Here is a 12835-nt window from a genome sequence, read left to right as displayed (position 1 = left end):
AAAGCGTGCGCAAGGGGGGATTTGAACCCCCACGCCCGTAAGGACACTGCCACCTGAAGACAGCGCGTCTGCCGTTCCGCCACTTGCGCGTGGTGCTCGGATGAGCCGTCCCAGTGTGCCCGATGGACCCCCGATCGGCCAAAGCCGGGTCCGCCCGGAGCCCCGGCCGGCTCGCGAGCGGCGTCAGGACATCGCGGGAGGCTCGGCGCCGGGCGGCGGCCCGGCCTCGCGGTTGCCCCGGGCACGCAGCCGGACCCCGGGCAGCGCCGGTGCCGGGATGCGCGACACCTCGCCCTCGTAGCCCTCGACCCGACCGAACCGCCCCGCACCGCCGTCCGCGCCGGCCTCCCACGCCTCCCGCGCGGCGGCGACCTCGTCGTGGGTGCGGCCGACGAAGTTCCACCACATGACGACCTCCTCGCCGAACGGCGGACCGCCGAGCAGCACCACCCGCGCGCCCTCGTCCCCGGCGACGAGCCGGGGCTCGCGCTCGCCGGACGACGCCGGACGCACCCCGAGCTCGGCGGCGGCGACCTCGACGTCGTCCAGCCGCACCGAGCCGGTGTCGACGAGCACCCCCACCTCGAACCCGGGGTCGACCGGCAGGCCGACCTCGGCGCCCGGCTCCAGGGCGACCTCCGCCCCGAGCAGCGGCGTGTGGACGCGGACCGGCGAGGTGGACCCCCACAGCAACCCGACGAAGACCCGGGCCTCGACGCCGGCGGCGGGCGTCACCGGCTCGGGCACGTGGTGCTCGAAGCGGGGGTCGACGTCGGCGGCGCCGGCGGGCAGGACGACCCACAGCTGGACGCCGTGCAGCAGCGTCGTCGCCGGTGTCGACACCTCGGAGTGCGAGATGCCGCGTCCGGCCGTCATGAGGTTGACCTCGCCCGGTCGCACCGTCGCCACGGTGCCGAGGGAGTCGCGGTGCTCGACCTCCCCGCTGAAGAGCCACGACACCGTCGCCAGCGCGCAGTGCGGGTGGGGCGCGACGTCCATCCCGCCGGTGGCAGCGACGTCGTCCGGGCCGTAGTGGTCGGCGAAGCACCAGGCGCCGACGAACGAGCGCCCCCGCGACGGCAGCGTCCGGCGCACCGTCATCGCCCGCGGACCGCCGAGCGGCACCTCGCGTGGACCCAGCACCTGCACCGACGACGCCATGGGCGGGACGCTACGCCGACCGGGCCGGTCCGCCCACCCCGGACTCCCCGAGGCGGGCAGGGCGGGTCAGGTGGACGAGGGGGCGGCGGGGAGCCAGCCGTCGGGGCCGTCGGAGCCGGCGGCGTACTCCTCCATCGGGACCGTGCCCTTGGCGAACGCCCGCAGCACCGGCTCGACGATCCGCCAGCACTCCTCGGCCGAGGCGCCCTCGACCGACAGCAGCCGCGACCCGTCGAGGATCTGCCCGAGCACCTCGCCGTAGGCCTGCATCCGCGGCGGGGCCAGCGTCGCCGTCAGCGTCTTCTGCTCCAGGTCGAAGGGGTCCCCCTCGGCGTTCATCGTCAGGGTCAGCTCCATCGAGCCGGGCTTGAGGCCGATGACGAGGGTGTCCGGGCCCTCGGCGCCGCGGAGCCCGCCGGGCAGGTGCGCGACGTCGCGGAAGGTCACGACGATCTGCTTGCGCGGGGTCCCGAGCGCCTTGCCGCTGCGCAGGACGAACGGCACCCCGGCCCACCGGTTCGTCGCGACCTCGAAGGTCACCTGGGCCAGCGTCTCGGTGTTCCGCGACGCGTCCACCCCCTCCTCGGAGGTGTAGTCCGGCACGGAGCGACGACCGAGCCGGCCGGCCGTGTACCGCGCCCGCCGGGCCGCCTTGGCCGCGCTGCGCCCCCACGGCCGGGTGGCACGCAGCACCTGGTTCTTCTGCTCGTGCAGCTCCTCGGCGTCCAGGGTCGAGACCGACTCCATCGCGAAGAGCGCCAGGACCTGCAGGAGGTGGCTCTGCAGCATGTCCCGCAGCGCCCCGGCGCCGTCGTAGTAGCCGGCCCGGCCCTCCAGGGCGAGGTCCTCGTCGTAGACGATCTCGACCCGCTCGACGTGGTCGCGGCTCCACACCGGCTGGAGGATGCGGTTGGCGAAGCGCAGCCCGACGAGGTTGAGCACCGTGTTGACCCCGAGGAAGTGGTCGATGCGGAACACCTCCGACTCCGGGACGACGCGGTGCAACAGGGCGTTGAACTCCCGGGCGCTCCTCCCGTCGGTGCCGAACGGCTTCTCCAGGGCGAGCCGGGTGACCTTCGGCAGGTCGACCTCGGCGAGCAGCTCGCAGCAGCGCATCGTCACCGGCGGCGGCAGCGCGAAGAAGACGACGAGCGGGCCGTCGCCGCACGACGCCACGAGCGAGGCCAGCGAGTCGTGGTCGAGGATGTCCGCAGGGGTGTAGGCGGTGTCCTTGAGTACCCGCGAGGTCACGGCCTTCGGCGCGTCCACCGACCCGAAGGCGTCCTCGACGCGCGAGGCCCACTCCGTCGCGGACAGGTCCGAGCGGTCGGCCCCGACGACCCGCACCCGCCGGTCGCGCTCGGCGGTGAGCAGGGTGGCGAGGCCGGGCAGGAGCAGGCGGCGGGTGAGGTCCCCACCGGCGCCGAGCACGAGCAGGGTGACGGGCGGCTGGGAGCGCGGGGCCATGCTCCCGATCATGGCGCACCCCGCTGGACGGGACCTGTGCCCGCGACACCCCGGTTCGCCGCCCGGCCCGGACCCCGCACCCGGCGTCCAGGACCCACGCAGGCGCGGAAGATACCCTGGAGCGACGTCTGCCGACCCGAGACCAGGAGGAGGTGCGCCGTGGGTCTGCTCGACCGCCTCGAGGCGGGCATCGAGCGTGCCGTGCAGGGCACCTTCGCCCGGCACCTGCGCTCGGCCGTCCACCCCGTCGAGATCGCGAGCAACATCCGGCGGGCCATGGACGACCGGGCCGTCACCGGGTCGGGCCGGGCCATCGTCCCCAACGTCTTCGTCGTCGAGCTGAGCCCCGGCGACTTCGACCGTCTCCAGCCGGACCTGCGCGGGGTCGAGATGGACCTCGTCGCCGCCGCCGAGGAGCACTGCGAGGGCCAGCGCTACCAGCCGGCCGGCCCCTTCGACATCGTCTTCGAGGAGCACGAGGACCTCGAGACCGGCGTCTTCCGGCTGCGCCCCTCCAAGGCCTCGCGCCCCCGCGCCAGCGGGATGACGGGCCAGCAGCGCCCGGTCCGCCCGTCGCCGGGCCGCAGCGAGGGCCCCGCGGTCCCGCCCCGGCCGGAGACCCCCGCCGCGCGGGCCGCCGCCGAGGACGAGCCCACCCGCGCCCAGCAGCCCCGCGAGGCCGCCCCGCCGCCCCCGCCGCGCCGCAACAACCCCGCCGACCGGCCTTGGCTGCACATCGACGGCGACCGCTACCCGCTCATGGGCGCGATGACGATCCTCGGCCGCGACGACAGCGCCGACATCATCCTCGACGACCCGGGCATCTCCCGGCGGCACAGCGAGCTGCGGGTGACCCTCGACGGCCCGCACCACGTGACGACGGTGCGCGACCTGGGCTCGACCAACGGCACCTTCGTCAACGGCGAGCGCATCACGAGCACCCACCTCGAGGACGGCGACCGGATCACCGTCGGCCGCACCTCGATCACCTTCCGTGCGGGTCGGCGGTGACCTAGCCCATGCTCAGCGAGCTCACCCTCACCGTGCTCCGGCTCGGTCTCCTGGTCCTGCTGTGGATGTTCGTGTTCGCCGTCGTCGGCGTCCTGCGCGGCGACCTCTACGGCACCCGCGTCGACCGGCGCGGCAGCAGCCACACCCCCGCCCGCGGCAACCCGCAGATCCCGCCACCCGCCGAGGGCCGTCGCGCCCGCCCGCCCAAGCCGCCGCGCGGCGCGCGCAAGGGCCCGACCCGCCTCGTCGTCACCGCCGGGCCGCTGTCCGGGACGACGCTGCCGCTGCGGGCCGCCGGGACCCTCGTCGGCCGCAGCCCCGAGTGCGCGCTCGTCCTCGACGACGACTACGCCTCGGGCCGGCACGCCCGGATCTACCAGACCGACGACGGCACCTGGATGCTCGAGGACCTGCGCTCGACGAACGGCACCTACCTCGGATCGACGCGCATCACCGAGCCCCGTGAGGTCGCGGCCGGCAGCGTCCTGCGGATCGGGCAGACGATGCTCGAGCTGCAGAGGTAGCCGATGCCCTTCGCCTTCCACTACGCGGCGCGGTCCGACGTCGGCATGGTCCGGTCCAACAACGAGGACTCCGGGTACGCCGGCCCGCACCTGCTCGCCATGGCCGACGGCATGGGCGGGCACGCCGGCGGCGACGTCGCGAGCTCGACGGTCGTCGCCGCCCTCGTCGACCTCGACGGCGAGTCGCTGTCGGGCAGCAAGGCGAGCAGCGCGCTACTGGACCGCATCCACCGCGCCAACCACGAGATCGGCCGGCGCGTCCAGGACGACCCGAAGCTCGAGGGGATGGGCACGACGCTCATCGCCATGCTGCGCACCGGCGAGACGATCACGCTCGCCCACATCGGCGACTCCCGGGCCTTCCTCGTGCGCGACGGCGTCGTCAGCCAGGTGACCAAGGACCACTCCTTCGTCCAGAACCTCGTCGACGAGGGGCGGATCACCGCCGACGAGGCGAAGACCCACCCGCAGCGCTCGCTCGTCACCCGCGTGCTCACCGGCAACGACGACGACGAGCCCGACCTCGTCGTCCGGCAGGGCCGCGCCGGCGACCGGTACCTCATCGCCTCCGACGGGCTCACCGACTACGTCGCCCGCGAGACCGTCGACGAGGTCCTCGTCGGCACGGACCGGCCCGACGAGTGCGCCGACCGGCTCGTCGCCCTCGCGCTGCGGGCCGGGGCCCCGGACAACGTCACCGTCGTCGTCGGCGACCTCGTCGACATCGCCAAGGAGACCGCGACCCCGACCCAGCCGCAGGTCGTCGGCGCGGCCGCCGTGCGCCGCTCGGGCACCCGCCCCATCCCGACGACGCCCGCGGCCAAGGCGGCGGCGCTCACCAAGGAGGCCACCGGCGGCGAGGACGACCTCACCCTGGCCGAGGAGGGCCCGCGCGGCCGCGGCGGTCTGCTCCTGAGGGTCGCGGCGGCCGTCGTCGTCGCGGCGGTCGTCGTCGCCGGGGGGTCCTACGCCGCGTACGCCTGGTCGCAGCGCCAGTTCTACCTCGGCGAGGAGGACGGCGTCGTCACCGTCTTCCGGGGGGTCGACCAGACCCTGGCCTGGGTGTCGCTGTCCTCGCCGGACTACTCGACGACGATCTCGGTCGAGGACCTGCCGGCGTCCTACCAGCAGAGCCTCGAGGAGGGCATCGAGGCGACGGGGCGGTCCGACGCCGACGCCCGCGTCGACGAGCTGCGGGTGCAGGCCGCCGCCTGCCGCTACGCCAAGACGGTGGGCGAGCAGTGCCGCACGGTGTCGCCGACGTGGACCCGGCCGACGCCCTCGCCCACGCCCTCGCCCTCCGGGTCGCGCAGCGGCACGGCCTCCCCGAGCCCGCGACCGACGTCGACGGGCCTGCCCGACCTGCCCGACCCCACGTCGAGCCCGACGATCCCCCCGCCGGCATGAGCATCGTCTCGTCGGTCGCCCCGCGCAGCGGGCGCACGACCGAGCTGATCCTCCTCCTCGGGGCGGTCGGCATCGTCGGCCTCGCCTACGTCAACCTCGGCCTGGCCACGACCGGCTCGATCCCGCCGGGGTTCGCCGCGCTCGGGCTCGGCTACCTCGGGGTGGCGCTGGCCTTCCACGTCGTCCTGCGCTGGAAGGCGCGCTACGCCGACCCGCTGCTCCTGCCCATCGTCACCCTGCTCAACGGCCTCGGCCTCGTGATGATCCACCGCATCGACATCGCCCGGGGCCGCGACATCACCGACGGCGTCGCCCTGCGGCAGCTCATGTGGAGCGCGCTGGCCGTCGCCATCGCCACCGCCGTCCTCTTCGTCGTGCGCGACCACCGGATCCTGCGCCGTTACACCTGGATCGCCGGCGCCGCGGGCTTCGTCCTCCTGCTGCTGCCGCTCATGCCGGTCATCGGCAACTCCGAGTTCGGCTCGCGCATCTGGATCCGCCTGGGCCCCCTGTCCTTCCAGCCCGGTGAGGTCGCCAAGCTGCTGCTCGCGGTGTTCTTCGCGGGCTACCTCGTCCAGACCCGCGACGCCCTGTCCGTCGCCGGCCGCAAGATCCTCGGGCTCACCCTGCCGCGGGCCCGCGACCTCGGGCCCATCCTCATCGCCTGGCTGGCGAGCCTCGGGGTGCTCGTCTTCGAGCGCGACCTCGGCTCGTCGCTGCTGTTCTTCGGCCTCTTCGTCGCGATGCTCTACGTCGCCACCGAGCGGGTGTCGTGGATCGCCATCGGCCTCACCCTGTTCGTCGCCGGCGCCTACCTCGCCTACCTGATGTTCGGTCACGTCCAGACCCGCGTCCTGCTCTGGCTGCACACCTTCAGCCCGGACGCGCTGGAGACCTCGGACCAGCTGGCCAAGGGCCTCATGGGGATGGCCGCCGGCGGGATGGTCGGCACCGGCCTGGGCCGCGGACGACCCGACCTCACCTACCTCGCCGAGTCCGACTTCATCATCCCGAGCTTCGGCGAGGAGCTCGGGATGATCGGCCTCTTCGCGATCCTCGTCCTCTACGTCCTGCTCGTCGAGCGGGGGCTGCGCACCTCGCTCGGTACCCGGGACGGCTTCGGCAAGCTGCTCGCCGCCGGGCTGTCGTTCTCGCTGGCGCTGCAGTGCTTCGTCGTCGTCGGCGGGGTCACCCGGGTCATCCCGCTCACCGGCCTCACCGCGCCGTTCCTGTCCTCCGGCGGCTCCTCGCTGCTCGCCAACTGGACGCTCGTCGCCATCCTCCTGCGGATCTCCGACCACGCGCGCCGGCCGCTGCCCGACGAGCGGCAGCAGGCCGCGGTCGGCGAGGCCGCCACCCAGGTGGTGAAGGTGCGGTGAACGCCCCCGTCCGCCGGCTGTCCTTCCTCGTCGGCCTGCTCTTCGCCAGCCTCCTGGTCTCGACGACCCTCATCCAGTACGTCTTCGCGGCCGACCTCAACGCGCGCCCCGACAACCGCCGCACCCTGCTTGCGACGTACGCCCGCGAGCGCGGCGAGATCCTCGTCGGGCAGACGCCGGTCGCGCGGTCGGTGCCGACCGAGGACGAGTTCAAGTTCCAGCGCGAGTACCCCGACGGGCCGCTGTACTCGCACGTCACCGGCTTCTACTCCTTCTACGGCGCGGTCGGCGGCCTCGAGCAGTCCGAGGACCCGCTGCTGTCCGGCTCCAGCGACAAGCTGTTCTACCGGCGGGTGTCCGACCTGTTTACCGGCCGGCGCGCCCAGGGCGCGACGATCGAGACCACCCTCGACCCCGCCGTGCAGCAGGCCGCCGAGCAGGGGCTCGGGCAGGCCCGCGGCGCCGTCGTCGCGCTCGACCCGAAGACCGGCGCCGTCCTCGCGATGGTCAGCCACCCCGACTTCAACCCCAACCGCCTCGCCGGGCACGACCTGGCGACCGTCGACGAGAACTACCGGAAGCTCACCGAGGAACCGGACCGGCCGCTGGTCAACCGCGCCATCGGCGGCGACCTGTACCCGCCGGGCTCGGTGTTCAAGGTCGTCGTCGCCGCGGCGGCGCTCAGCGACGGCGAGTACACCGAGGACTCGGTCCTGCCCGGCCCGGCCGCGCTCGACCTGCCGCTGACCTCGGCGACCCTGCCCAACCACGACGACGTGCCGTGCAGCCCCACGGGCGAGGTCACCCTCAAGCAGGCCATGGTCGTCTCGTGCAACCCGGCCTTCGGCGACCTCGGCATGAAGATCGGGGCCGACGCGCTGCGCGAGCAGGCGGCGAAGTTCGGCTTCGGCGACTCGCCGTCGGTGCCGATGCGGGTGACCCCGAGCTCGGTGCCCGCCGAGCTCGACGCCCCGCAGCTCGCGCAGTCCTCCATCGGCCAGTACGACGTGCGGGTCACCCCCATGCAGATGGCGATGGTCGCCGCCGGCGTCGCCAACCGGGGCACGGTGATGTCGCCCTACCTCGTGCAGTCGGTCATCGGCTCGGACCTGTCGGTCATCGAGTCGGCGGACCCCACCGAGCTGACCCAGGCCGTGAGCCCCCGGGTCGCCGACGAGCTCACCGACATGCTCGTCGCCACCGTCGACGAGGGCACCGGCACCAAGGCGCAGATCCCGGGCGTCCGGGTGGCGGGGAAGACGGGGACCGCGGAGCACGGCGAGGGCCGGCGCGCCCACGCCTGGTTCATCTCCTACGCGCCGGCCGACGACCCGCAGATCGCCGTGGCCGTCATCGTCGAGGACGGCGGGGTGTCCGGCAGCGAGACCAGCGGGGGGTCGGTGGCCGCACCGATCGCCAAGCAGGTCATGGAAGCGCGGCTGAAGTGACGAGGAAGGCACGACATGGCTGACGTCCCGACCCTGCTCGGGGGGCGGTACGAGGTGGGCGACCTCCTCGGCCGCGGCGGCATGGCGGAGGTCCACCAGGGCTTCGACACCCGGCTCGGCCGGCCCATCGCCATCAAGATGCTCCGCAGCGACCTCGCCCGCGACAAGACCTTCATTCACCGCTTCCAGCGCGAGGCCCAGTCCGCGGCCGGCCTCAACCACGCCTCCATCGTCGCCGTCTACGACCACGGCGAGGACCACGTGCACACCGAGTCCGGCGGCTCGCGGATCAACATCCCCTACATCGTCATGGAGTTCGTCGACGGCCGGACCCTGCGCGAGCTGCTCACCGAACGCGAGCAGCTCGAGCCCACCGAGGCCATCCGCATCACCGAGGCCGTCCTCGACGCGCTCGCCTACAGCCACCGGCAGGGCATCGTCCACCGCGACATCAAGCCGGCCAACGTGATGATCGCCGACGACGGCTCGGTCAAGGTCATGGACTTCGGGATCGCCCGCGCCATGGCCGACGCCAGCGCGACGGTGACGGCGACCCAGGCCGTCATCGGCACCGCCCAGTACCTCTCGCCCGAGCAGGCGCAGGGGCAGACCGTCGACGCCCGCTCCGACCTGTACTCCGCCGGCTGCATGCTCTTCGAGCTCGTCACCGGCCGGCCGCCGTTCCTCGGCGACAGCCCGGTGGCCATCGCCTACCAGCACGTCGGGGAGCCCCCGGTGCCGCCGTCCCGGTTCGCCGAGGACGTGCCCGACGAGCTCGACGCCGTCGTGCTGCACGCGCTGGAGAAGCCACGCGACGCGCGCTACCAGGACGCCGGAGAGTTCCGGTCCGACCTCGCGGCCGTCCGCCTCGGGCGTCCGGTGAGCGCCGCCGCGCGCTCCTCCGCCGCCGCCCTCGCGGGGGCGGCCGCCGGGACCTTGGCCGGCGCGGCCGCCACCGAGGCCCTGCCCCGCGGCGGGTCCTCGGCGGCCGGAGCCGCGGGCGCCGCAGCCGCGGCCGCCGACCAGACCGCCGCCTACCAGATGCCCGAGCGCGCGGTCCCGCCCCCGCCGCCGCACACCGACGAGCAGCCCCCCTACGACGAGGACGAGCGCCGCCGCGGTGCCGGGGCGTACATCGCCCTGGCCCTGGCCGTGTTGCTGGCGCTCGGCCTGCTCGGGTACGGCCTCTACTCCTACTTCGGCCCGCAGGACGGCCCGGCCCAGGTCAGCGTCCCCGACGTCGTCGGCAAGCCGGCCCAGACCGCGAACGCCGACCTCGTCCGCGCCGGCTTCCGGGTCGACTCGGTCACGGCGGCGAGCGACCAGGTCGACGAGGGCGACGTCGTGTCCCAGGACCCCCAGGGCGGTCTCCAGCGGGACGAGGGCTCGCTCGTGCGCATCATCGTCTCGTCCGGCCCCGACAACGTCACGGTGCCCGACCTCGCGGGCCGTTCGGAGGCCGAGGCGCGCGGTGTCCTCCAGGACGTCGGGCTGGAGGTCGGCGACGTCACCGAGGAGGACGACCCCGACGTCGCCGAGGGCGACGTCATCTCCAGCCGCCCCGCCAGCGGCGCGGACGTCAAGCCCGGCACAGCGGTCGACCTCGTCGTCGGCTCGGGCCAGGTCGAGGTGCCGAACGTCGTCGGGAGGTCGCAGAACGAGGCCCAGCGCGCGCTGGCGGACGCCAACCTCCAGGTGCGGACCGAGTACCGGCAGACGGGCGACGCCGACGAGGGCACCGTTCTCTCGCAGGACCCCAAGGGCGGGACGTCCGCCGACATCGGGAGCACGGTGAGGATCGTCATCGCCCAGCGCGAGGCGCCGACGGTGACGCCGACGACCGTCACCCCGACCCCCTCGCCGACCCCGACCCCCACGCCGTCGCCGTCCCCGTCCGCGTCGCCGTCCCCCTCCCCGACGGACAGCCCGAGCCCGTCGCCCTCCCCGTCGGTCAGCCCCACCGGCTGACCCGGGTGGTCGTGGGGCCCCGTCAGCCCGCCGCGACCCGGCGGCCGACGTCCCCGTCGTCCCGCACGAGCGGGGACAGCCCGGCGGCGCGCCCGAGGGCGTCCGGGCTGCCGCACCGGGTGAGCCAGGTGGCGAGCAGGCGGTGCCCGCCCTCGGTGAGCACCGACTCCGGGTGGAACTGCACGCCCTCCAGGGGCAACGTCGCGTGCCGGACGGCCATGACCACGCCGCTCGCCGTCCGGCCGTGCGGGACGAGGACGTCGGGCAGCGTGTCCGGTCTGATGGTCAGGGAGTGGTAGCGGGTGGCGGTGAACGGCGAGGGCAGCCCGGCGAGCACGCCGGTGCCGTCGTGCAGCACCCGGCTGGTCCGGCCGTGCAGCAGCTCCGGGGCGCGGCCGACGGTCGCGCCGAGGACCACACCGAGGGCCTGGTGGCCGAGGCACACCCCGAGCATGGGCTGCGCGCGCTCGGCGCAGGCCTCGATCATCGCCGTCGACACCCCGGCGTCCTCGGGGGTCCCGGGACCGGGCGAGACGAGCACGCCGTCGAAGTCGCCGCCGTCGCGGGGCGAGATCGCGTCGTTGCGCACGACCGTGCACGCGGCACCGAGCTGGGTGAGGTAGTCGACGATCGTGAACACGAAGCTGTCGTAGTTGTCGACGACGAGCACCCTGGTCACGCGCCCATCCTGCACCCCGGCGCCCCGCCCGCGACGGCGGACGTCGGTCCGGCCGCGGTCAGCCGCCGACGGTGTTGTCGTTGAACGGCAGCAGGGGGGCGACGGCCGGGAAGACCCACTGGAAGAGGACGACCACGACGAGGGCCGCGAGGACGAGGCACTGCACCGCCCTCGCCCAGCGGGGCCCGGGCAGCGCCCGCCACAACGCGGCGTACATCAGGACCCCCCGGTCGCGGTGCGGGGGACGGGTGCAGCGGCGGGGTCGGGGCCGGCGGGGCCGGCCGCGTCCGTCACCCGGTCCCAGTCCTCGAGGTGCCACCGCGCCCGCGGCACGGTCCGCACGAGCCGCGCGTGGGTCACGTAGCGGTAGGTGGCGCTGTACTTGGGGTGGCACGACGTCATCGTCAGCAGGCGCTCGGTGGGCCGCGCGCCGACCTCGTCCGGGACGGGCGCGATGACCTCGGTCTGCCAGGGCCGGACGATCTCGTCGCCCGTGACCTCGTAGACGAAGACGCGCGGCTTGGTCTCGACGATCACCCGGTCCCCCGGCCGCAGGGTGTCGATGTCGTGGAACGGCCGCCCGTAGGTCGTCCGGTGCCCGGCGACCGCGAAGTTGCCCACCCGCCCCGGCCGGGCCGTGCCCTCGTAGTGCCCGACTCCGAGCGCCAGCTGCGGCGCGTCGACCCCCTCGACCACGGGGCGGGCGTAGTCGGCGCCGAAGCGGGGGACGCGGATCACGGCGAAGGCGCGCGATCCGCCGAGGCCGGGGTAGGTGTCGCCGGTGACGGCGGCGGGCCCGGGCCCCTCCGCGGCGAAGTCGTGCGTCAGCGAGCGGACGATCTGCTGCTGCGCCCGCTCGGCGACGACGTCGGTCCACCACAGCTGCCAGGCGACGAAGAGGAGGACGAGCACCCCGAGCGTGACGAGCACCTCGCCGGTCCAGCCGACGACCCGGCGGATCACGGGGTCGTCGACTCCGGGACCACGGCGAACTTCGGCGAGATGCTGCCGGAGTAGGCGGGGAAGGTCTGCTCGCCGACGTCCTCGACGCCGTAGCCGAGGCCGACGCGCACCGACCAGCCGCGCAGGTTCTCGACCGACGGGTCGCGGTCGAGCGCCTCCTGGAGGCGGGCGGTGTCCCCGATGGCCTGGATGACGTAGGGCGGGGAGTACACCCGGCCCTGGAGGATGAGGGTGTTGCCGACGCAGCGCACGGCCGAGGTCGAGACGACCCGCTGGTCCTGCAGCATCATCGCCTCGGCGCCGCCGGCCCACAGGGCGTTGACGACGGACTGCACGTCCTGCTGGTGGATGACGTAGTCGTCGGGGTCGGCCCCGGCGGGCAGCTCGCCGCCGTCGAGCTTGGCGTCGTCAAGGCTCACCTTGAGCGTGGGCCCGGCGACGGGGGTGCGGCCGGCCTCGGGGGCGATCTGCGTCGACGCCCGCTCGATCCGCTCGGTCTTCTGGTTGCCCGGCGCGAGCGCGGCCGTGGCCTGCTCCACCTGGGCCTGGAGGGCGGAGACGCGGTCGGCCCGGTCGGCGTTGACCCGGGTCTGCTCGCGGATGAGGTCGGGCAGGCGGCCGTAGTCCGAGCGCAGTGTCTGCCCCTCGGAGGCGCGCACGCTGGAGGCGAAGAGCGCCCCGGCGACGAGGGCCGCGACGGGGACGAGCCACGGCCACGGCGAGAGTCGCCGCGTGCGGCCGGCATGGGTCCCGGGCACCTGGCACCTCCTCGCTCGTCCTGGGTGCAACTACGCTAGGTCACGACGCTGAACGAACCGGAGGAGTTCC

General features: G+C 74.3%; 12 protein-coding genes and 1 tRNA gene. 6 read left to right on the top strand and 7 right to left on the bottom strand.

The genetic code is table 11. The annotated features are described in order from the left end of the window. Positions 1–6 precede the first annotated feature (6 nt). From EPD83_RS15060 to EPD83_RS15050, 3 genes are all read right to left on the bottom strand, one after another. Positions 7–89 (bottom strand) — tRNA-Leu (locus EPD83_RS15060). Positions 90–183: 94 nt separating this feature from the next. After that, positions 184–1161 carry a pirin family protein gene (locus EPD83_RS15055; protein WP_128366299.1) on the bottom strand — a complete coding sequence of 326 codons (978 nt, stop codon included), beginning with the start codon at positions 1159–1161 and terminating at the stop codon, positions 184–186. A 66-nt stretch (positions 1162–1227) separates the two neighbouring features. Continuing rightward, the gene (locus EPD83_RS15050; RefSeq protein WP_128366298.1) at positions 1228–2628 is read right to left on the bottom strand and encodes a glucose-6-phosphate dehydrogenase; all 1401 of its coding nucleotides are present in this window, start codon (positions 2626–2628) and stop codon (positions 1228–1230) included. A 159-nt stretch (positions 2629–2787) separates the two neighbouring features. Here EPD83_RS15050 and EPD83_RS15045 point away from each other — a divergent pair, with 159 nt between their 5' ends. The 6 genes from EPD83_RS15045 to pknB are packed head-to-tail and all read left to right on the top strand — an operon-like array spanning position 2788 to position 10365. Continuing rightward, positions 2788–3639: an FhaA domain-containing protein gene (locus EPD83_RS15045; RefSeq protein WP_165566797.1), complete on the top strand. Its 852-nt coding sequence runs from the start codon at positions 2788–2790 to the stop codon at positions 3637–3639. A gap of 8 nt (positions 3640–3647) precedes the next feature. Continuing rightward, entirely contained in the window at positions 3648–4163 is a 516-nt protein-coding gene (locus EPD83_RS15040; protein WP_128368339.1) for an FHA domain-containing protein FhaB/FipA, read from the top strand. 3 nt (positions 4164–4166) lie between these two features. Further along, entirely contained in the window at positions 4167–5570 is a 1404-nt protein-coding gene (locus EPD83_RS15035) for a PP2C family protein-serine/threonine phosphatase (RefSeq protein ID WP_165566796.1), read from the top strand. Next, the gene (locus tag EPD83_RS15030) at positions 5567–6949 is read left to right on the top strand and encodes an FtsW/RodA/SpoVE family cell cycle protein (RefSeq protein WP_128368376.1); all 1383 of its coding nucleotides are present in this window, start codon (positions 5567–5569) and stop codon (positions 6947–6949) included. Before EPD83_RS15035 ends, EPD83_RS15030 begins: the two co-directional genes overlap by 4 nt. Then, the gene (locus tag EPD83_RS15025) at positions 6946–8397 is read left to right on the top strand and encodes a peptidoglycan D,D-transpeptidase FtsI family protein (protein ID WP_165566795.1); all 1452 of its coding nucleotides are present in this window, start codon (positions 6946–6948) and stop codon (positions 8395–8397) included. The genes EPD83_RS15030 and EPD83_RS15025 overlap by 4 nt, the downstream gene beginning before the upstream one ends. Before the next feature lie 15 nt (positions 8398–8412). Continuing rightward, on the top strand, positions 8413–10365 hold the full coding sequence (pknB, locus tag EPD83_RS15020; RefSeq protein ID WP_165566794.1) for a Stk1 family PASTA domain-containing Ser/Thr kinase: 1953 nt from the start codon (positions 8413–8415) through the stop codon (positions 10363–10365). 22 nt (positions 10366–10387) lie between these two features. Here pknB and EPD83_RS15015 read toward each other — a convergent pair whose 3' ends face one another. The 4 genes from EPD83_RS15015 to EPD83_RS15000 are packed head-to-tail and all read right to left on the bottom strand — an operon-like array spanning position 10388 to position 12765. Then, entirely contained in the window at positions 10388–11044 is a 657-nt protein-coding gene (locus EPD83_RS15015; RefSeq protein WP_128367067.1) for an aminodeoxychorismate/anthranilate synthase component II, read from the bottom strand. 58 nt (positions 11045–11102) lie between these two features. Further along, entirely contained in the window at positions 11103–11261 is a 159-nt protein-coding gene (locus EPD83_RS15010; RefSeq protein WP_164896492.1) for a hypothetical protein, read from the bottom strand. Further along, positions 11261–12007 carry a class E sortase gene (locus tag EPD83_RS15005; protein WP_235950646.1) on the bottom strand — a complete coding sequence of 249 codons (747 nt, stop codon included), beginning with the start codon at positions 12005–12007 and terminating at the stop codon, positions 11261–11263. The genes EPD83_RS15010 and EPD83_RS15005 overlap by 1 nt, the downstream gene beginning before the upstream one ends. Next, positions 12004–12765, bottom strand: coding sequence for a DUF881 domain-containing protein (locus EPD83_RS15000; RefSeq protein WP_128367066.1), 762 nt, complete (start codon positions 12763–12765; stop codon positions 12004–12006). The genes EPD83_RS15005 and EPD83_RS15000 overlap by 4 nt, the downstream gene beginning before the upstream one ends. Positions 12766–12835 lie beyond the last annotated feature (70 nt).

Source organism: Phycicoccus flavus (assembly GCF_004025965.2).
GTDB classification, from domain to species: Bacteria; Actinomycetota; Actinomycetes; order Actinomycetales; family Dermatophilaceae; genus Phycicoccus; species Phycicoccus flavus.
Note: the sequence above shows the minus strand (reverse complement) of the source record. Positions and strands in the feature narration are given on the sequence as shown.